Annotated in this window: 18 protein-coding genes; 10 read left to right on the forward strand and 8 right to left on the reverse strand. The window is 60.9% G+C overall.

The window, feature by feature from the left end:
- Positions 1-1,121: 1,121 nt before the first annotated feature.
- Positions 1,122-2,450 carry an HNH endonuclease signature motif containing protein gene (locus AB1555_18595; GenBank protein MEW6248699.1) on the forward strand — a complete coding sequence of 443 codons (1,329 nt, stop codon included), beginning with the start codon at positions 1,122-1,124 and terminating at the stop codon, positions 2,448-2,450.
- A gap of 305 nt (positions 2,451-2,755) precedes the next feature.
- Here AB1555_18595 and AB1555_18600 read toward each other — a convergent pair whose 3' ends face one another.
- Positions 2,756-3,172, reverse strand: coding sequence for a hypothetical protein (locus AB1555_18600; protein MEW6248700.1), 417 nt, complete (start codon positions 3,170-3,172; stop codon positions 2,756-2,758).
- A gap of 190 nt (positions 3,173-3,362) precedes the next feature.
- On the opposite strand from AB1555_18600, the gene AB1555_18605 reads away from it, so the two are divergent.
- The 3 genes from AB1555_18605 to AB1555_18615 all read left to right on the forward strand — a co-directional run bounded on the left by AB1555_18605 (position 3,363) and on the right by AB1555_18615 (position 5,864).
- Positions 3,363-3,488: a hypothetical protein gene (locus AB1555_18605; GenBank protein ID MEW6248701.1), complete on the forward strand. Its 126-nt coding sequence runs from the start codon at positions 3,363-3,365 to the stop codon at positions 3,486-3,488.
- Positions 3,489-3,803: 315 nt separating this feature from the next.
- Positions 3,804-4,616: a formylglycine-generating enzyme family protein gene (locus AB1555_18610; GenBank protein ID MEW6248702.1), complete on the forward strand. Its 813-nt coding sequence runs from the start codon at positions 3,804-3,806 to the stop codon at positions 4,614-4,616.
- A gap of 792 nt (positions 4,617-5,408) precedes the next feature.
- Positions 5,409-5,864, forward strand: a complete 456-nt coding sequence (locus AB1555_18615; protein ID MEW6248703.1) for a PH domain-containing protein — start codon at positions 5,409-5,411, stop codon at positions 5,862-5,864.
- 25 nt (positions 5,865-5,889) lie between these two features.
- On the opposite strand, the gene AB1555_18620 is transcribed toward AB1555_18615, so the two are convergent.
- On the reverse strand, positions 5,890-6,468 hold the full coding sequence (locus tag AB1555_18620) for a hypothetical protein (GenBank protein MEW6248704.1): 579 nt from the start codon (positions 6,466-6,468) through the stop codon (positions 5,890-5,892).
- Positions 6,469-6,728: 260 nt separating this feature from the next.
- Between AB1555_18620 and AB1555_18625 the strand changes: the two genes are divergently transcribed.
- Positions 6,729-7,082: a PilZ domain-containing protein gene (locus tag AB1555_18625; GenBank protein ID MEW6248705.1), complete on the forward strand. Its 354-nt coding sequence runs from the start codon at positions 6,729-6,731 to the stop codon at positions 7,080-7,082.
- A gap of 195 nt (positions 7,083-7,277) precedes the next feature.
- Positions 7,278-7,889 (forward strand): hypothetical protein, encoded by a 612-nt coding sequence (locus AB1555_18630; protein MEW6248706.1) that lies wholly within the window; start codon positions 7,278-7,280, stop codon positions 7,887-7,889.
- A gap of 90 nt (positions 7,890-7,979) precedes the next feature.
- Here AB1555_18630 and AB1555_18635 read toward each other — a convergent pair whose 3' ends face one another.
- The 3 genes from AB1555_18635 to AB1555_18645 all read right to left on the reverse strand — a co-directional run bounded on the left by AB1555_18635 (position 7,980) and on the right by AB1555_18645 (position 9,534).
- Positions 7,980-8,696: a tetratricopeptide repeat protein gene (locus AB1555_18635; GenBank protein MEW6248707.1), complete on the reverse strand. Its 717-nt coding sequence runs from the start codon at positions 8,694-8,696 to the stop codon at positions 7,980-7,982.
- 77 nt (positions 8,697-8,773) lie between these two features.
- Positions 8,774-9,007: a DUF3365 domain-containing protein gene (locus tag AB1555_18640; protein ID MEW6248708.1), complete on the reverse strand. Its 234-nt coding sequence runs from the start codon at positions 9,005-9,007 to the stop codon at positions 8,774-8,776.
- Positions 8,974-9,534: a hypothetical protein gene (locus tag AB1555_18645; GenBank protein MEW6248709.1), complete on the reverse strand. Its 561-nt coding sequence runs from the start codon at positions 9,532-9,534 to the stop codon at positions 8,974-8,976. Before AB1555_18645 ends, AB1555_18640 begins: the two co-directional genes overlap by 34 nt.
- A 359-nt stretch (positions 9,535-9,893) precedes the next feature.
- Here AB1555_18645 and AB1555_18650 point away from each other — a divergent pair, with 359 nt between their 5' ends.
- The 4 genes from AB1555_18650 to AB1555_18665 are packed head-to-tail and all read left to right on the forward strand — an operon-like array spanning position 9,894 to position 13,376.
- Positions 9,894-10,676, forward strand: a complete 783-nt coding sequence (locus AB1555_18650; GenBank protein ID MEW6248710.1) for an ABC transporter permease — start codon at positions 9,894-9,896, stop codon at positions 10,674-10,676.
- Positions 10,673-11,401: an ATP-binding cassette domain-containing protein gene (locus AB1555_18655; protein MEW6248711.1), complete on the forward strand. Its 729-nt coding sequence runs from the start codon at positions 10,673-10,675 to the stop codon at positions 11,399-11,401. Before AB1555_18650 ends, AB1555_18655 begins: the two co-directional genes overlap by 4 nt.
- A gap of 47 nt (positions 11,402-11,448) precedes the next feature.
- Positions 11,449-12,435, forward strand: coding sequence for an MlaD family protein (locus AB1555_18660; GenBank protein MEW6248712.1), 987 nt, complete (start codon positions 11,449-11,451; stop codon positions 12,433-12,435).
- Entirely contained in the window at positions 12,432-13,376 is a 945-nt protein-coding gene (locus tag AB1555_18665) for a tetratricopeptide repeat protein (GenBank protein MEW6248713.1), read from the forward strand. Before AB1555_18660 ends, AB1555_18665 begins: the two co-directional genes overlap by 4 nt.
- 69 nt (positions 13,377-13,445) lie before the next feature.
- On the opposite strand, the gene AB1555_18670 is transcribed toward AB1555_18665, so the two are convergent.
- The 3 genes from AB1555_18670 to rseP all read right to left on the reverse strand — a co-directional run bounded on the left by AB1555_18670 (position 13,446) and on the right by rseP (position 19,249).
- On the reverse strand, positions 13,446-15,761 hold the full coding sequence (locus AB1555_18670) for a GspE/PulE family protein (GenBank protein MEW6248714.1): 2,316 nt from the start codon (positions 15,759-15,761) through the stop codon (positions 13,446-13,448).
- A 223-nt stretch (positions 15,762-15,984) separates the two neighbouring features.
- Positions 15,985-17,700, reverse strand: coding sequence for a proline--tRNA ligase (locus tag AB1555_18675; GenBank protein MEW6248715.1), 1,716 nt, complete (start codon positions 17,698-17,700; stop codon positions 15,985-15,987).
- Positions 17,701-17,857: 157 nt separating this feature from the next.
- Entirely contained in the window at positions 17,858-19,249 is a 1,392-nt protein-coding gene (rseP, locus tag AB1555_18680) for an RIP metalloprotease RseP (protein ID MEW6248716.1), read from the reverse strand.
- Between the last annotated feature and the right edge of the window lie 29 nt (positions 19,250-19,278).

Below are 19,278 nucleotides of genomic sequence, written 5' to 3' on the forward strand. Positions count from 1 at the left end.
GTCGCGGAGTCCCACTTCCGGCGTCTGAATGCCCCGGAGCTGCTGCCTCTGGTCTACGCCGGCATCCAGTTTGTCGATGGTATGCAGAAACCTGTCAGGCCGAAGGAGGCCGCTGCCTGATTCCATTTACACACCTATTGACAAGACCTCCACAAGCGAATGGCAAGGAACATCAAGCTTATTCCCGACTCCGAGATTGACTCCTCAGACATTCCGGAGTTGTCGGATGAACAACTTGCCGCAGTGCGGCGAATCGGCCGATCCACGGAGCATTCGAACAAAAGAACGCGCCAGGTGGCTGCCAAGAGGCTTCAGCAGTTGCGGCGACGAAGTGCTACCTTGACGAGCAGAGAGAGCGTGGCGGCCGTTCGCAGGCATCGAAACCACGCTGGCCGATGAAGAGTCGGCGGTACGCGCAAGCGTGGTTTGGGGCTCTGCCGGGTTTCCAAAGGGCCTGCTACAGCAATCTAGCCGGTCTTTTCTTTTTTGGACAAAGATCAAGATGGCGGGCTGGCCAGGTCGTGCCCTGCTCAGCTGCTATGGTTCGACCGTGCTAAGCCTCATCACCCGTTGCATACGCAGAGCAACGGGTCCCCGGCTCGCCTGCGGAACTCGCTTCATCAATCAGCTTCGCCGAGATTCGGCTCAGACGACCCCGGCCGCCTCACCGACTCGGCGGCGCGCACAGACGTGGTGCTCGTTATTCCTCGCACCGTGCGCCCTCGGCGCCTGCTCGGCAGGCCGCATCTGTTCGGCAAGTACGGTGGCCCGAACCTTCGCAATTCGCGATGCAGACCTGGCCAGTCCGCCATGAAGAGATCATTCCGGCGCTATGGAGAGAGTGGAGCGCTGCGGTCGCTTCGTAGACCGCGCGCTCTGGGACGGGCACAGCGCTAACCTCCGTGGCCATCAGTTCCAGCCGAGCAGTCCATAACTAGAGAAAGTGGACAGGGCTGCCGCCGACGCTACGCGGACCGCACCCCTTTCCAGTTCCGCGATTCGCGACGACGTGCCCATCATCCCGCTGACGAGATAGTTGACACGAGTATCAGCAAAAAGTAGCCTGAGCGCCAAGCAATTCTTTATTAGAGCTTCTGGCAAGGAACTGTCGTTAGGCGAGTATGTTCACTGAACATGGTCCAGAGAAAGCATTAGACACTCAGTTGGTCGAGGTGTGGACATCAGCTCGAAAGGATTGGCGTCGATTCCTAAAGCAGAGAGTCATTGACAAGAGTGGGTGTTGGTTGTGGACGGGACCGACTAGAAGTGCAACCGGATATGGTCGTTTCACGTTGGGTAGACGTGGTCTTGCTGCACATAGGTACGCCTATGAACAAGTTTGGGGACCGATCCCAAAAGGACTCGTAGTGCACCATACATGCAATCAACCGCGTTGCGTGAATCCAAATCATCTTGAAGCGGTGACGATGCGCGAGAACACCCTGCGCGGTAGCAGTCCATCTTCATGCAACGCTAAGAAAATGCACTGCTCGAAGGGTCATCCATACTCGCCTGAGAATCTTGTCTTCAGGAAGGGGATTCGCTGCTGCCGTACTTGCGAGCGCATGAGGGCCGCGAGAACAAGACAGGGTGCCGTGGGACGGGATAAGCGCCCCTCGGCGAGATGGGAACGCTTTTTGCGCCACGTGCAGAAAGCTCCCGGGCCTCTCAAGACGCATTGTTGGCTTTGGACAGGGTACGTTGAGGCAGCCGGTTACGGTATTACTTATATCGGCAAACGGCAAGTCATGGCGCACCGGTTCGCATATCTCCAATGGTATGGGTCGATCCCACCAAACCTTCAGATAGACCACTTGTGTCAGAACAGGGCTTGCGTCAACCCGGACCATTTGGAAGCCGTGACACCGCGCGAGAATACGATTCGTGGATCAAGTCCTATCGCGCGCAATGTAGAAGTCACGCATTGTCCAAAAGGGCATCCCTATTCTGGCAAGAATCTATACATCACGAAAAAAGGTTTCCGCCAGTGTGTGCTTTGCAGCAGAGCGCGCACGCGACAGCATAGGCTTGATCCCGAAATCCGGAAGCTAGAAGCTAGCAAATTACGCAGGAAGCGCGCGCGACTAGAAGTAAAGCAGCAACTCAAGGCGTCTTTGCAGCGTTATCGGTCCCGCCCAGAGGTGAAACAGCGGCGAGCCGAACAGGCGCGTGCACACTATGCGCGCCCCGATGTGCACGCCAAGATGCGCGCACAAGCGAAGCAGTACCGTGCAACCGCAGAATACAAAGAGTGGCGAAAGGATTACCTCAATCGGCCGGATGTTCGGGAGCGCGAGCGTGCACGTGAGCGACAGCGACATCTCATGCCGAAACGACAGGCTTGGCTGAAAAAGTACCGTAGTCGCCCAGATGTGAAGGCACGCCAGGCAGCTTTAGAACGAGCACGGCAAGCGCGGCTGAATGGTAAAGCGAAACAGACGGAAGGCTGAATAGAATGTAAAAACGGTGTCAAGAAAAAGGGGTCGGGAGTCTTTACGGCCCATGTGAGAGGGTCGCCTTGGGTGACTCAGTGGCGGCTTTCAAGAGTTCCATACGGTCTACGTCTGCGTGGCTCTGCAGATAGAGGGTCAGCAACTGTCTTGTCTGTCAAGAGCCGAAGAGGGTATTTTCAGAGTCACCCGTGAAAAATCCTCGCACGCAATTGGCCTAGAACCCCCGATCTCCGTCGAGTCCGGGCTCCCCTATGCCCCCGCACGGCTGAAGAAAAAGGGTTCAGGACTGTTTATCAGAGTCCCTATGTGTTCACGAATGGCAATTTCACAGCCATCGGATGGATGACGCTTGGTGGCCCGAAGGATAGGAGAAGATTGGAATTTTGACTTTGCCATTTGAGCGGCGTGTGCGGTTGCGGTCGGTCGCCGATGGGGATCATGCGGGCGAGGTGGTGCGGTCGTGCCGAGGTCGAGTGCTGGTCCGTTGCTGGGCCTGGGATGGCCGGCTCGGTCTCAGCGGGGGAAATGCGGCTCAAGAAGCGCAACTCATGGGGCGTGCCTGTCGCTATCACGACATTCCGCAGTTTGGCTGTGTTGATTGCGGAGCAGTCGCGAGCATCCGCCGAGCCGTTGCGGATGGTCGCGTCGAGCTCGCGCCGACGGTCCTGGTGGACATGCTGGAGCCGTACGTCGAACAGGTGCTGGAAGCGCTCGAGCACTCAGAGGCCTCCGTCACTGATCTTAGCAAGGTCGGCGGCTTTAGCTTGGAGGACGAGGAACGCGCCGCGGCCAGCGCCCGCTTGGGAGTGGTCATGACGGACACTGACTACGTTTATGAGGGCGCAACGCGTTCGAGACAGAGCCTAATCGTGATATTGTCGCCGATTCAAGCACAAACGCAGCGAGGTGGTGCGGGACGCTCTCCGGTGCCAATCGTCGTTGCGCCTGTTCGAGCAGCTTCGGCATAAAGCGATGTCCTTCGCCGAGGCGCGCGGCTATCTGACGGACGAAGATGTGTTCAAAGCAGTGCCGTGAAGGTCTTCCGCGACACCAGCATCCTGGTCAGCAGGTTTGCGACGCGGGGACTGTGTGCCGACGTCATTGGTTTGTGCGGCCGGCGTTCGTTGTCGCCGTGTTGCCGCTCACGGATTGCGTGCAGATGCCACGGACGCGCGGGGAATTTCGGGCGGCGGTCGCCGCAGAGAAGCTCTCAACACGCTGCCGCATTGCGAGGGGGCCGGCGGTTTGGGCGAAACTCGAGAAGGCGGTGAGGGTATGACTGGCTACTCCGGGAGACGTGCTCCTTTCGTCGCTGTTCTTTTCTTCTGCATGGTTTCGACCTCCGGCACGATGACCGCGACCGCTGAGACCGGCGAGCGGCTCAAGCAAGAGCCCGGCGGTGAAGCGGCGCCTGCGGCGAAAGCCGACACCGCGAGCCTTCCCAAGGAATTTGTCGGCAAAGACGGGGCGCCGATGGTGTTGATTCCGGCCGGCGAGTTTGTGATGGGGTCGCCAGACGGGGAGGGGCTGGATAATGAGCAACCGGAACACAAGGTCTGGGTGGATGCGTTTTATCTGGACAAGTTTGAAGTGCCGAACGGGCGGTATGAAAAATTCATGGAGGAGACGGGACGCGCGAGGCCGAAGTTTTGGGAACAGTTGGACCTCACCGTCCATAGCGAACTCCCGGTCATCGGCGTGAGCTGGCACGATGCCAAAGCGTACTGCGAATGGGCCGAGAAGCGTCTGCCGACAGAAGCCGAGTGGGAATATGCCGCCCGAGGGACGGATCGCCGCCGATATCCATGGGGCAATGCGGAGCCGAACGCGCAATTGGCGAATTACGCCAAACGCTGGTCCTATAAGTTCTATGACGATCGTCTGGAGCCGGTGAACAGCCACGAGGCCGGCAAGAGCCCGTTCGGCGTGTATAACATGGCGGGCAACGTGTTTGAGTGGGTGACCGATTGGTATGAAATCAAATATTACGCGCGCAGCCCGGAACGGAATCCCTCCGGCCCTGAGACCGGTGAATTGAAGGTCATGCGGGGCGGGTCGTGGAACTTCGCCAGTGAATATATCCGAACGACCAGCCGCATGAAGCTGAAACCCATGGAGCGGGAGGCGGATGTCGGTATCCGGTGTGCGCGCAGCGTCCAGTAAGAGGGCAAATCGGTTGCCGTGTGTCCTGAGACCCGGTCTTGGAGCGGACGGCCTCCTGTCACTGGACGGCGTGGAATACGAACGTGGTGGCAGATCACTCACAGGCAATGTTCAGCGACGGGTCGCAGAACAGGGGTCCGATGACCGGCGGTCGCATGTACCGGCCCGAGGGGTCTTGAGCGCCCATTGGACTATTGAGCGGCGGCCCGCCCGGCATGCCTGGAAGCCCGCGGCCTGCGGTGCCAAACACCATTTTGGAACCTGAGCCGACTGTTGGGCCGACGGCCGGAGTCTGCGCCGATGTCTGCCCTGAAGCCGCCGCTGCGGGTACCCCGGCGTTCGGCAAGGACGGTTGCAGCCCGGCTTGTCCACTCTGCGGGGTTGGGCTCTGTGCGCCGGGTGATACGGACACCGTTTGCGCGGTACATGGCGGAGTCATCATGCTCAGTCCAGCGAACACCCCGATAGAGAAGGCCATCACGACAGATTGCTTCATGACCCTTCCTCCTCTGCTCCGACTGTCTTCTTTCAGCCCAATGTTCATATCCTAGCTCCATTGTTGGGACGTAAGCCAGCTTTCTGTTCTCGCGCTTCTTGCTGGTCCGGCAACGTCACCGACATGTCTGCTCCCGCTTCAATCGCGCGCCAGTCTTGGGGCACGGCTTGACGCAACAACGAGTGGCCACATGACCTTGCAATCACGGTCGGAAACGTTCAGTCTTTCATGGCTTTTGATGTGAGACGATGATGCCACATGAGCGTTAATGTGACCGACGGTCGAGGTGATTGGCCGTGACTGAGCCGGTGCCGGCCGATGAAACCGTGCGTTGGTGCGCCTATCCCGCGTGGGGGCACTTTAGCTGGCTGTATCTGTTCAGCATGGTGACCGGTCTTCGCGGTCTGCTGCTGTTGCGATTGGGGTTGAGCGGATGGGAAGAATGGATGGCCGGCGCGGTCGCGTTGCTGCTGTGTGTCGTGGCCTTGCGCCGATGGGCTCAGTATGTCCTTACGTCACGCCGTGTCGTCGTGAAAAACGGGTACACGGGCCGAGAGATCCAGACGGTGGCCCTCGGTGACATCACCGACATCACGGTGCAGCAGGGACCCGTTGCGCAGTTGTTCGACATCGGGACTCTGATTGTCCGGTCTTCCAGGGGGGACCAAGTCGTCGTGCTGCACGGAGTCCGCCATCCCGAGGTCCTCAAGGCTCGCATCGACGCCCTCAAGCCGACGGTCGGAACCGGGTAAGCGTGCGCGCCGGAACGGTGTTCCCTCACGGACAGCCGACGGGGACGAACCCGGTCCCGAAGAGCCTCGCCAATGCGACCCACCGGGCATTGTCGTAGAACGAATAACTCGGCAACCGGAGGTTGCGCCCGGTGGGGTCGCCTCCATAGGAGGGGTCGCTGCCGAAAAAGAACCCGCCGCGGGTCCGTTCGTTCAGCCTGATCCATTCGGCATAGAGGGCGCAAATCTCCTCGCGGACGGATCCGGACGAAGCGATGCCGGCGTGCCAGTCTTTCGCCCAGTCAGGAACGTTCCCTGCGCGTCCGGACCCCGGTGCGTTCGCATACCAATCGATCTGCGGTGGGTCGCTCAAGCGTCCGAGCGCAGCGCCTGGCACCTGTGGTTCATCAGGAAGACCGATGAACGGCGGAACCGTCGACAGCGGCTTAAGCTCGAGTGCGCGGCATCCCGCCCGCTCGCGGTTGACGTAGAGGGTCGTGCCTCCCGGTTGCGGGCATTCCCACATCTCGGCGGCGCCGGGAGGGGCAGGAGGGTCGGAAAGAGCGGGGAGAGCGGTGACGAGCACGCCGCCCACAGCGTACAGGAACAGATGATTCGGCCGCATAAGGCACCTCCGTCACATCATGACGCCCACTCAGGAACAATGTATTGTATCGCGCCGTCACGGTGACAAGCTATGGCGGGAGGGGAGCGATATCCAGCCGGCTTTGGAGGGGGAAAGACTACAGAAGGGGGGTCTTTCAGGATCCTGTTCGCGGGGAGATCCGATCAGATCACGCTTTTTGATTCACCGGAAGCCGCGTCTGGGATAATCTCAGCACTCAACGGGAATCGCAGATGGCTTTGAAGGAGCATTCACAACAGATGCGCATGCAAGGACGACAACACCCGAGAATGCAGGTTCCCGCTCCGTTCGTGTGTTCGTTGCGACGTCATGGTCTGGCGAAATTGTTCGCTCGGCGCAGCGCTGGCCTCGGTGTCGTGTTCGATGTCTCGCTCAAAGGGGCGAAAGTGATGAGCGAGACCGCGGTCAAAGCGGGAGATCGGCTTTCGCTCACCCTTCGTCTGCCGAAGCAGATGTTTCCCGTCAGTATCGAGCGCGCCACCGTCCGCTGGGCCAAAGATCAATCGTTTGGAGTGGAGTTTATGGGCCTTTCTCCGGTCGCACAGATGCGTCTGCGAAAGTTCATGACGCTCACCCCAAGTTCGTCGCAATGACCTTTCCACGTCCCTCGTAAAAGACCAACGACCTTCGGCAGAGACTGGCCTTGGGCAGGGTGTTCAATCCACGCTCTTGGGACGACCCCCAGGGATGGTTTCTGCGACGCAGCCGTTGACCCTCGGCGACAGTTCGGCTAGAAGCGAAGAGAGCTCGGATAGGCCGGAAGGATCGCGCAGGCGAGATCTGCTGACATGACGACAAGGGTTCAATGGTGCCTCATCGCCGCCGGCTGTTCACGCTCGGGCTTTGCCCTGCTGCTGGCAGCCGGGTTGATCGCCGTTCCCGCACAGGAAGTTCTGTCCTCGCCCGATGATCAATTGCGGACCGCAGAAGCACAGCAGGCATCCGTCGTTCAGGTTCTCCGGGCACCGGACTGGAAGGGAGCGGTGGAAATTGGGGATGAAGGGTGTATCGCATCCCACGGGGAATATACCGTGTGGGTGTACGCCAAAGGGTCCCAGTGCGGTGTGCCGCGCGAGCAGGCCGATCGCGTCGTGGTGATTCGTCAGCCTTTGCCGGGTGTCGCTCCGATCAGAGGAGCGACACAACTCCCCGGAGGCCGCTACAAGGTGTGGGTGTACGGCGCAGGCGACCCCGGGCATCCTGGATTGCGGCTGTGCGCCAAGATTTGCGTGACCGGAGTCTTGTCCACGACGCCGAGTTGGGTTTCTCTCGGCTGGATCGAACTCCGCGACAACCAACTGCTCCTGCTCCGGTCGTGGGACCAGCCCGAAGCCCACAGCCTGTACATTCAGGCGGTGGTTCTTGCATCAAACGATGCCCGGCCGGAGTGGACTCCTTGAGGAAGACGTGACGCGTGAACCGTGACACGTTAAGCGCGGATGAACTGCTCCCGTTTAACGAATAACGTTCAACACTTAACGATGCGCCAGCTATTCCCGAGCGAACTGGGTATCCAGAATCCGGCGGGCGGCGCGGGCAACCTGCTCCGGGTCATGTTGAGCGAGAAGGATGGTTTCCAGAAGATGGTGGGCGTCCGCATTGTCCGGCTTGAGCTGAACCGCGAGGCGGAGTGCCTCGACCGCGCCGGTCGGATCGCCTTGCACCATGTACACCAACCCGAGATCGGCGTAGGCTTCAGCGTCGTCCGGTTTCAGTCGCGTGGCCGATTGTAACGCGGCGGCCGCGGCGGCCCATTCGCCTTGCGCCATCAAGGCGCGGCCCAGCCAATAAAAGGCTTCCCCATCGTGCTCACGCAGCCGGACCGTGGCACGGAGTGCTTCCACCGCCCCGGCCCAGTCATGCCGATCCATCAGCACGACTCCGAGACTACGGTGAGCCTCGGCAAATTCGGGGTCCAGCTTGATCGCTGCGCGAAACTCCTCGGCCGCTCCGGTCAGGTCTCCTTGGTGGTGCAGAGCCTCGCCGAGCCGGAAGTGGGTCCCGGCGTCGTCGGTCTTGAACTCGGGAGAAGCCCGCAGCACTTCACGGGCTCTCCGGAATTCAGCCTCCAGGGTGGCTTCCGAAACCGGTTCGTCCACGCGACCGGCCTCCGCGGCGCGGATTTCTGAGGCGATGGCTTCGAGCGCGACCGGCCTATCCGAGACCACGATGAGGAAGATGAGCAGGCAAGGCGGCCAGGCACGCATGGCTCACATGCTACGCCCACGACCGATATCAGACAAGGGTCCTTGGAGAGTGGAATCCGGATCGAAGGCGAGGATGGTCATTGCCGAATCGACAGCTTGACGCTGATCGCACCCCCCAGTTCCCTTTCTTTTGCGCCTTCCCGAGGATAACCGGTGATGTCACGTTCTCCCTTCGGTTCCCCGTGACAACTCAGGCATGCCTTGCCGTAGTACAACGGCAACATGAGACGGACGGTTCGTCCGGCCTCGACGATTTCGCTGAACGCGCCGTTGCTCTCTACAGCCAGGCCGGAATCGGCGAACTTCTGCAGATGGCGGCTTCGTAGGCATCGGGTTTGTTCTTCGGGTTTCGGAGAAGCCGTTCAGGGGCGGTCTGTTTGAGATAGACGCCTGACCAGCTTTCAAAACGGTGAGCGGTTTCGGTGCCGAACGTGGCGGGAATCAGTCCCTTGTACTTGAGGCCGGCGATGTTAATGACGGTCTGATAACTGGCGATGGTTTTCTTGCTCTCTTCAAGCAGGCGAGAAAGCAGCGGTTTGGCCGCCTCGGGAACCGCGGCTCGGTCGATGATGGTCAGATCGATCCCTGTTCGTTGCTTGAACACCGCAAGCGCCTGCTTTTCGAACACCTCCGGCGTGAAGCCTTTGTGTCCTTTACTCGGGTCGTTGATCAGCGCCTGATTCATCCCGACCGTCACGCGGCCTGAATCCAGGAGAACGGCCAACAGACGAGCCGTCTCCACGGCGTCGGCATTCGCCCAGGCGTTGAACGGCCCGAGCGCGACGAGAAGCAACCCTGTGAGCCCGACCCCGACTCGCCGATCTTTGCCGCTCATCATGATGCCGCTCCTTTGTCTCCTCGTCGAATCGTGAACAGGTGCCGTGACCTTCGTTCTCGGCGCTCGGTCTACCCGAAAGGCCCTAGAGGATGCCGAGTATCATGGCCTTCTGTCTAGCCTCCAAAAGAGGGGGGTGGATGAATGGCGAAGCGACCTCCGCATGGCCGAAAGGGAAACGCGACCACCCAGCGACCTTCGTCGGAGCGCTCGTCGTGCCCAGCGGCGCATGTGCCGGACCCAGGCTCAGAGGTCGTTGCGTTACCCGAATGGTTCACCTACAATTTCGCCTCCGCCGGTCCGCAAGGCCGAATGGCCGCCGGATCGTTGCTGGAGGACGGGAACAGCATAGGTCACTCCGGATGACGGAATGGGTCGGACAAAAAGTCCTCGATGCATTCAGCTACGCCCGAGCGTTGTGGGAACTGATCGTGCGGGCTGCCTGGGAACTGACGCGGCCGGCGGAACGGGGACGGCAAGAGGCGCTCCGGGTCATCACGCGGCAGATTCTCTTCACCGGCGTGGATGCCTTGCCGGTGACGAGCGCGATCGCGCTGATGCTCGGCATTATCGTTATCACCCAAGCCGGGACGCAACTGCCCAAGCTCGGGGCGGGCGGGTTGGTCGGGAGCATCATCGTCATCGTGGTCATACGCGAGCTTGGCCCGCTGGTCACCGCTCTGATCATCGCCGGCCGGTCGGGCACCGCCATCGCGACAGAACTGGGGAATATGTCGGTCAATCGGGAGGTTACTGCCCTCAAGCTGATGGGTATTCCGCTCCAGCGGTTTATCGTCATGCCGAGAATGGTCGGGGTGGTGGTGGCGATGTTCTGCCTCACCGTCTATTTCGACCTCGTGGCCGTGCTGGGCGGATTTCTGATCGCCAACATGCAGTTGACCATTCCGTTTGAGGCATTCATCGAGGGCATCACACGCGCGCTGTCTTTGGCCGATGTCGCCTTTACGGCGCTCAAGCCGCTGGCGTTCGGCGCCGCGGTCGCGGCGATTTGTTGCCATCACGGGCTCTCCGTCAGAGCGTCATTGACGGAAGTCCCGCAGCAGACCACCAAAGCCATGATCAATTCCGTCACCGTCTGCCTGGTGTTGGACCTGCTGATCACCATCCCGGCGTATCTCTCATGACCGCAGCCGTCGAACTCGCCGAAGTCGTGATTGAGCTGGAAGGCGAGGGGCATTCCAGCCGGCTCTCGCTGGCGGTGGAGTCGGGGGAATTTCTCGTCTTGTTGGGGCCGAACCGGTCCGGCAAGAGCCTAATTCTGGAGCTGTGCGCGGGGCTTGTGACGCCGCAGGCGGGCGCGGTCCGCGTGTTCGGGTACGACTGGGCCGACTTGACCGACGCCGAAGCGATGGAGCTGCGACTCCACATCGGGACGGTGCTGCAGCAGCCGGGATTGCTGAGCAACATGACGCTCTTCAACAACGTGGCCCTGCCGCTCCGCTATCACCGGGCGGACCTGTCGGAGCAGGAAATCCGGCGGACGGTGATGGCGCACTTGGACTCGCTTGGGATCGCGCGCGTCAGCGAACGATTTCCCGCTCAACTCAATCCAGGGGAAATCCGGTGCGCCGCGATCGCGCGGGCGATGATCCTGGATCAAGAGCTGCTGCTGCTGGACGATCCGGTGGCCGGCCTCGACGCCGACATGGTGCTTCGGCTGGTGCAGCATCTGGCCGTGTATCGGAACCGTCGTTCGCTTACGATCGTGGCGACGCTGCGGGCTCCTTCGCCCTTCATGGATCTGGCCGATCGGGTCGCGTTGGTGCGCGGCGGACGGATCGACGCGATCGGCCCACGCGCGGCGCTGGCCCAGTTGGCGGGAGCGGGCATGGAAGCGTATCGGAACTGAGCGCGCAGAACGCCGAACCGCGACCGTCGCTTTCAACGAGGTGACTCATGAAAATGCATTACTCGCATGGCTTGTCGAGCAGCCGGATTGCGCAGATTGTCGGAACCTTCGTCGTCCTTCCGCTGATCGTCTTGGCGGTGGTGGGCGTCTTTATGGCCAAGGCCCAGCATCTGTTCGAGCGAAAGTATCACGTGAAGACCAGCCTGAGTAAATCGTACGGACTGGAGCCGGGCTCCCCCGTGTTATTTTCCGGCATTCCCATCGGACGGGTGGAACTGGTGGATCTCAATGACCGGGGCACGGTGGATGTCCTGCTCCAGCTTCGCTCGCGGTACCAGGAGCTGGTGCGGGAGGATTCGGAAGCACGCATTGCCAAGAGCGGGATCGTCGTCGGGCAGACGCAGGTGGATATCGCAATGGGGAGCGCCACGAAGCCGGCATTAGCAGACGGGGCCACAATCAGGGCGGTCGAACCGAAGGATATCGGTGAATTGGTGGATGAAATCAGACCGGTGCTGGATTCGGTCAAACAGACGCTGTTGCGGGTGGAAGACATCACCAAGGACGTGCAAGCCACCATTCAGATGGGCGGGCGGGCGTTGGGGCAAGTCGAGCAGGCGACCCGCGAACTGCCGACTCTGATCGCTTCCGTCCAGCACACGGTTTCGTCGGTGGAACGCACGGCTGCGTCCCTGCCGAATATTACGGGCGCGATCAACAAAAGCCTGGCCTTGGTCGATGGAATCGCGCGCGATGTGAAAACGACGACCTCCCGGCTGCCGGCGGTGATCGATTCCGCCGAGCAGACGGTTCGGAGCGTGAGGGAACTGACGGAGTCCGCCAAAGGCGTTACGAACGAACTGGGGCCGATTCTCGAGACCGCACAGACGACGATGGACGACATTTCCACGATCGTCCGCGGAGCCAAGAACACGTTTCCCATCAGCACCTTCGTGAAAAACGCCGGTTCGGCTTCCGCCGGCCACTCAAGCCAGGGCCTGACGAGTCTCCGCGGAGATCGTGTGAGCCGGTGAAACCTGGCGCTTTCATATGGTTCTGCGCGGTCGGTCTGGGAGCCTGGACGGCGTGCGCGGGCTGCGCGGCCGCGCCGCGCGATCAAGGGGCTGCGCTGGTTCCGGAGCTTCAGCAACTGCATCTCCGTGGACAACACTTCTTACAACGGGGCGACGCGACCCGCGCCAAGGCGCTGTTTGAAAAGGCCAAGCAATTGGCCGAACGTCACGACGACCGGCTCGGGTTGGTGTACGCGCTGAACGACTTGGGGGCGGTCGCCTCAGCGGAGGGAGCACCCGTTCAGGCGCTGAAGCTTCACCGGGAAGCCCTCTCGATCGCCGAAGGACAGGGTCAGCCGCCGGCCGTATTGCTCAGTCTCGGGCACTTGGGTATGGCCCTCCAGCAGGCAGGACAATCCGAGGAAGCCATCGCGGTCTATGGCCGGGCTGTCGGTCTGGCCCGCGACTTGGCCGATCAGCGCATGGAAGCGGTCCTGCTCAACAATCTTGGGCTGGCGCAACAGGAGACGGGAGCGCTCGGTGACGCCGAGCGGTCGTTCCGGCAGGCGCTGGATCTCAACCGAAAGTTGGGGGAGCGGCAGGCCGAAGCGGCCAACCTCGTCAACTTGGGCTTGGCGGCTGAACGGAACGGAGCGCTTGTGGAGGCGCAGCAGCGGTTTGAAGAGACCCTTGCGCTCGACAAGAGTCTGGGCGAAACCCGGCACATTGCAGCGGACCTCGCGCATCTGTCGCGGGTGAGCGAACAGCGGGGGCTCGGATCCATCGCATTGGATTATGCGAAGCGGGCCTATCGAGGGTATCGGGCACTCGGCGATCTGGACCGGGCGCGCGGTGAACTCCAGCGCGTACTCAAGCTGGTCCGTGAGCAGGGGGATCAGCGGGAAATCGAGCGATTCGAGGCCGAACTGCGGTCGCTGGGCGCCAACCATACGGCCCCGTGAGGGGAGAGCAATCCGCCGGACCGGGGAATTCTGGGCAGGAATCGGACCTGACGAACGTCGCACCCGCCGTTACTTGATCGCGACCGCCTTGACCTGCTTGTACGTCGTGTAGCCCTGGAGGACTTTCTCGATACCGTCCTGTACCAGCGTCGTCATGCCTTCCTCCAAAGCGACCTTCAGCATCTCTTCCGTTTTGGCCTTCGCCTGAATCAGCCGCTTCATGCGGTCGGTGCCCAGGAGAAGCTCATGCAAGGCGATCCGGCCCTTGAAGCCGGTATTGTTGCAGGCTTCACAGCCCTTGCCGCGATAGAGCTGGAATGAATTGTCGTACGTGGCGCCGAGCCTGTCCCAGGCCTCCGCTCCATAGCCGCTCCGGAGTTCGTCGTACTCTTCCTGCGAGGGGTGGTAGGACTCCTTGCACTCCTTGCAAATACGCTTGGCCAGACGCTGGGCGAGCACGCCCAGCATCGCGTCGGCGAAGCTGAAGGAGTCGCACCCCATGTCCAGAAGCCGGGTGACCGTTTCGACCGAGCTGTTGGTGTGTAAGGTGCTGAACACCAAGTGACCGGTCAACGACGCTTCGATGCCGATATCGGCCGTCTCTTTGTCCCGCATCTCGCCGACCATGATCACGTCCGGGTCGGCTCGCAGAAACGCCCGCATGGCTGCCGCGAAGGTGAATCCGATTTTCGGGTGGACCTGAACCTGCCGCAGGCCGTACTGGGTAATTTCGACAGGGTCCTCCGCGGTCCAGATCTTTCGTTCCGGTTTGTTGATGTATCCCAGTACCGAGTGCAGGGTGGTCGTTTTCCCGGAGCCCGTCGGTCCGACGCAGAGGATGATGCCGTACGGCTTCTCGGCGATCTTTTTCAGTTCCCGTAGATTGCGCTCCGAAAAGCCCATCCTGTCCAAGGGCAACGGTTCACTCGCGGCCAGAATACGCATGACGACGTCTTCGTTATATCCGGCCGTCGGGACCGTGGCGACGCGAAGCTCAATTTCCTTGTTCTCGGCCAGCTTGAATTTGATCTTGCCGTCCTGCGGTTTGCGGCGTTCGGCGATGTCCAGGCTGGCCATGATCTTGAGACGCGAGACGATGGCCCGCCGGTAGCTTGGCGGAATCTTCATGTACTCGAAACAACTGCCGTCCACACGGAAGCGGACTAGCGTCTCCCGTTTTTCGCCGTAGGGCTCGATGTGAATATCGGAGCAGCCCAGCTTGTAAGCGTCGGCGATGATCTGGTTGGCCAATCGGACGATCGCGCTGTCGTTCTCGTCGAGACCGCTGGCGGCGGAGGCTTCTTCCTCCGCTTCCTGCTGGGCCTCGCTGACGAGCTCTCCGAGAATGTCGGACACGCTTTCGTTGAGCTTGCTGAGCGTGTCGCCCTGCCCGGTTGCCGCGGCTAGGAATTGCGCGATATCGCGACGGAGGCTCACCGCAAACCGGATGTTCAGGCCGGGGAAGGTCCGTTTGATATCCTGGACCCGGTCCAGGTCGCCTGGGTCGTCGGTCAAGATCTCGATGGCGGTCTTGTCCCGCTTGAGTGGCATCCAATGGTTCTTCTTCAGATAGTCGATGTTGAGGTTTCTCAGTAACTCCGGGTCCACCAGTGTTCGTTCGTTGTACTCGATGTAGGGACATCGGTGGAACTGAGCCAGCGACTTGCCGATGTCTGCCTTGGGGACCTTGTATTTTTCGATCAGGATGGTCTCGATGTCGGACTGGCCCTTGCGGGCTTCGGCGATGGCGGTATCCAGCTCCGCCTGGGTGATCCGGTTGTTGGCGACAAGGTAGTCGAATTTCGTCGGGGTTTTCTTCGCGAGCTTGCGCAGATTGTAGAAGGCGATGCCCAGCGCTTTGGCGATCTCCGCGACGGACTCCTCGTCCTTGCGCGTGAACCGCCCGCCGCTCTTCTTGTTCAGCAGTTGCAGGACGCCCATCAGGTACTTGTTGTCCGCCACGATGGGGTACGTCAGCACTTGTTTCGTGCGGAACCCGGTCTTCTTGTCGTAGGAACTGTCGTGGACGAGCGAAGGATGGATGCTGGTCAGCTCGGCCTGATTGTAGGCGTCGGCGATGTTGACGGGCCGCAGGTACTTGGCGCAGAAGCCGGCGAGGCTCTGTTCGGTAATGGGGATGCGGACTTCCTCGACCTTGTCGATGTGCGGAACCTTCGAAAAGATTTCTTTCTTCTCCGGATCGACGGCGTAGAGCGTCAAGTCTTCGGCGTCGAAGAGACCCAGGATATCGTTGTGCAAATCCAACAGAATCGTATCGATGTCGCTGGCGGCGTGAATCTGGTTGGTGATGCGTTTGACGTGCTCGGCATATTCGACCTTTTGCTGAAGCTCTTGAAGGTTCTGCGGTAAAGCTTTTGCTTGCATGAGCGTGCCTCAGCAGGGCTGTGGGGCGAATCCGTTATCGGTTGACTAGGCGAATGAGAAGAGAGCCTCGGTGTTGGACGCGCCGACCATCCTCCACGGAAATCGTCGGTGTAAGTGTAGCCCAATCCGGTCTGAACGCAAGCGGAAACGGTTCTTTTGCAGGCGAGGTCGAGGGGCTGGAAAGGCCCGATGGAGGCGGATTTCCAGGGAGTGTGGAGACGGCTTACGCGCCGCCGGAGGTGTCCGAGAGGAGTGCTTGTATCTTGGAGAGGACCTGATCCGGAGCGATCTTGGTCACGGCGCCGGTCCGGCGCTCCTTCAGTTCCACCGTGCCCTGAGCCAATCCTTTGTCGCCCACGAGAAGCTGAAAAGGCGCGCCGATCAGATCCGCGTCGTTGAATTTGACGCCGGCTCGTTCGTCCCGATCGTCCCAGAGCACCTCGACGCCGGCGGCGACCAGCGAATCATACAGTGATTGCGCAAGACGGGAGACCTGGTCGGACGGACTCAAGGGAAGCAGGTGGACATGAAACGGAGCGATCGGAACCGGCCAGGTGATCCCTTTGGCGTCATGGTGCTGTTCGATGGCGGCGGCGGCCGTCCGGCCCACGCCGATGCCGTAACATCCCATGACTGCCAACGTTTCCCGTCCCTGAGGGTCGAGGAAGGTGGCCTTCATCGCCTGGCTGTATTTGGTGCCCAGCATGAAGACGTGGCCCACTTCGATTCCCTTGGCGACTTTCAGGATTCCGTCGCCTCTCGGCGACGGGTCGCCGGCTCGAGCGTTCCGCAGGTCGGCAAACTGCTCCACGATGAAATCGCGGTCCCAGTTCGCGTCGACGTAGTGCGTGTCGGCTTTGTTTCCTCCGACCACGAAGTTGCGCATCGCCCTCACGGCCTGGTCCGCGACGATGCGGACCTGTGCGAGCCCGATCGGTCCCGCGAACCCGACCGGCGCCCCGGTCAGCGCGGCGACCGTCTCGGGATCGGCCAGCTCGCTTTCCTGCACGCCGAGCACTTTTTTCAATTTGATCTCGTTGACGTCGTGATCGCCGCGGACCAGCACGGCGATCGAGTCCTTGGGGGTCTTGTACAGCAGCGTCTTCACCAGACGCTGCGGGGGAATCTTGAGGAACGCAGTCACCTCCTCCACCGTGCGGCAATTCGGCGTGGCGACTTCCCGGAGCGGCCGAGGCGCCTCTGGCGAACGCTCCGGTTCGGGCAACACTTCGGCCCGCTCGACGTTGGCCGCATAGCTGCCCTGGTCGCTATAGACGATCGTCTCTTCGCCCGTCTCCGCCAGCACCATGAACTCGTGGGAGGAAGACCCGCCGATCAGGCCCGTGTCGGCTTCGACTGCGCGGAAGGTCAGCCCGCACCGCGTGAAGATGCGCGTGTAGGCGTCGTACATCTTCTGATAGCTCAGCTTGGCGCCTTCTTCGTCCCGATCGAAACTGTAGGCGTCCTTCATGATGAATTCCCGCCCCCGCATGAGGCCGAAGCGAGGGCGGATCTCGTCGCGAAACTTGGTCTGGATCTGATAGAAGTTGAGCGGGAGCTGGCGGTATGACCGAACCTCGCGCCGGAAGAGATCCGTGATGACTTCCTCGTGCGTGGGGCCCAGGCAGAAGTCCCGATCGTGCCGGTCCTTGAAGCGGAGCAGCTCCTTCCCGTAGTAGTCCCAGCGCCCGGTCTCGCGCCACAGCTCGGCCGGTGACGCGATGGGCATCAGCACTTCCTGCGCGCCGGCCCGGTTCATTTCTTCCCGGATGATGTGCTCGATTTTCCGGATGACGCGGAGACCGAGGGGAAGATAGGTGTAAATGCCGGCGGCGACCTTCCGGATCATGCCGGCTCGTAACATCAACCGGTGGCTGACGGTCTCGGCTTCGCCCGGATCATCGCGAAGAGTGGGGATGAGAATTTGCGAGGTGCGCATGGGTGTGATGAGCGGTCAGCCGTCAGTGGTCAGCCCTCAGCTTCAGAAGGAGAACTTCCGAAAGCGGAACTTGTGCTGACTGTGTTAACCGAGCGTCGAAAAGAAGTCGTGCCATTTTGCTGAAAGCCAACAGCCGATGGCTGATTGCTGAAAGCTGTTATCGGTAGAACAACCGTTCCAGGTCGTTCCAGAACGCGAAGATCATGATGCCGACAAGGAGAAGCAAGCCGACTTGCTGGGCAAGTTCACGCTGCCGCTCGCCCAGCGGTTTGCGGAGGATCGCCTCGATACCGAAAAACAGCAAGTGCCCGCCGTCCAAAACGGGAATCGGGAGCAGATTCAGCACCCCAAGGTTGATGCTCAGGATCGCGATCAGGAAGACCACGCTGGACGCGCCTTGCGAAGCCGCTTCGCCGGAAATGTTGGCGATGGTAAGCGGCCCTCCGATGTTCTTGCTGGAAATGTCTCCAACGATCATCTTGTAAAGCCCGATGGTCGTGAGTTCGGTCCAGCCCCATGTCGCCTCCAGCCCATGATACACCGCCGTCAACGGATTGGCGGCGCGGATGATGGAACGGCCGGGACCCGAAATGCCGATCTTCCCGATTTCCACCGGCTGACCGTTGACCGTGGCCTTCTCGGCGGCCGGCGTCACAATCAGTGAGACGCGGGCGCCGTCCCGCAGGACTTCGAACCGGAGGGCCCGATTCGGGCTTTCCTTGACGAGGCCGGTCATCTGGGACCAGGTATGAATCTCCTGATCTTCGATCTTGACGATCCGGTCTCCTTCCTTGAGCCCGGCTTGCGCAGCCGGCGATCCGTGCATCACGGCGGTCACGAGAGGCGCGGTCTCCTCGATGCCGATGCGATACGCCAACTCCTCCGAACCCGCCTCCTGCCCGGACACCGGCTCAGGGGTCACGAGAACCGTCCTGATCTGACCGCTCCGTCGCACGTCCAGCGTCAATTGCTTGCCGCGGCTCTTCGCGACGGCGTCGAACAGCTCGCTGCGCGTCGAGATATCCCGCTCGTTGACACGGATGATCCGGTCGCCCACTTTGATCCCGGCTCGATCAGCGGGAGAACCGGGCAGCAACGCCTCGACATCCGGGCTCAGGTCGCGGAACGTGGGGACGAACAAGGGAGAACCGGTCGACAGCCAACCGAAAAAGATCACATAGGCCAGGATGAAATTGAACCCTGGCCCGGCGGCGACGATCAACACTTTGCCGGACAACGATTGATGTGCGAACGACCGCTTTCGGTCCTCCGGCGTGAGCGCTTCGGTCTCGTCTTCGCCGAAGAGTTTGACGTAGCCGCCCAGGGGCACCGCCGACACCAAGTATTCGGTTTCGCCCACTTGGCGTCCGAACAGTTTCGGTCCGAAGCCCAGGGAGAATTTCAACACCTTCACACCGACCCACCGGGCGGCCAGGAAATGCCCCAGTTCGTGAAAGGCCACCAATATTCCGAGCACCACCAAAAACCACCATACCTTCTGACCCAAAACCCAGATGGTGTCCGGAGACCAGGTGAATGCGGCAACCACGTCATTACTCCTTTATCGGCAGCTCAGAA

This window comes from Nitrospirota bacterium, from assembly GCA_040755395.1.
Classification (GTDB): domain Bacteria; phylum Nitrospirota; class Nitrospiria; order Nitrospirales; family Nitrospiraceae; genus DATLZU01.

Excerpts from the sequence above, each read along its gene's own strand:
- AB1555_18645 (MEW6248709.1), bottom strand. The coding sequence starts at position 9,534 with ATGATGAGCGGCAAAGATCGGCGAGTCGGGGTCGGGCTCACAGGGTTG.
- AB1555_18660 (MEW6248712.1), top strand. The coding sequence starts at position 11,449 with ATGAAAATGCATTACTCGCATGGCTTGTCGAGCAGCCGGATTGCGCAG.
- AB1555_18625 (MEW6248705.1), top strand. The coding sequence starts at position 6,729 with ATGCGCATGCAAGGACGACAACACCCGAGAATGCAGGTTCCCGCTCCG.
- AB1555_18610 (MEW6248702.1), top strand. The coding sequence starts at position 3,804 with ATGACCGCGACCGCTGAGACCGGCGAGCGGCTCAAGCAAGAGCCCGGC.
- AB1555_18675 (MEW6248715.1), bottom strand. The coding sequence starts at position 17,700 with ATGCGCACCTCGCAAATTCTCATCCCCACTCTTCGCGATGATCCGGGC.
- AB1555_18635 (MEW6248707.1), bottom strand. The coding sequence starts at position 8,696 with ATGCGTGCCTGGCCGCCTTGCCTGCTCATCTTCCTCATCGTGGTCTCG.
- AB1555_18650 (MEW6248710.1), top strand. The coding sequence starts at position 9,894 with ATGACGGAATGGGTCGGACAAAAAGTCCTCGATGCATTCAGCTACGCC.
- AB1555_18595 (MEW6248699.1), top strand. The coding sequence starts at position 1,122 with ATGTTCACTGAACATGGTCCAGAGAAAGCATTAGACACTCAGTTGGTC.
- AB1555_18630 (MEW6248706.1), top strand. The coding sequence starts at position 7,278 with ATGACGACAAGGGTTCAATGGTGCCTCATCGCCGCCGGCTGTTCACGC.
- AB1555_18655 (MEW6248711.1), top strand. The coding sequence starts at position 10,673 with ATGACCGCAGCCGTCGAACTCGCCGAAGTCGTGATTGAGCTGGAAGGC.
- AB1555_18620 (MEW6248704.1), bottom strand. The coding sequence starts at position 6,468 with ATGCGGCCGAATCATCTGTTCCTGTACGCTGTGGGCGGCGTGCTCGTC.
- AB1555_18670 (MEW6248714.1), bottom strand. The coding sequence starts at position 15,761 with ATGCAAGCAAAAGCTTTACCGCAGAACCTTCAAGAGCTTCAGCAAAAG.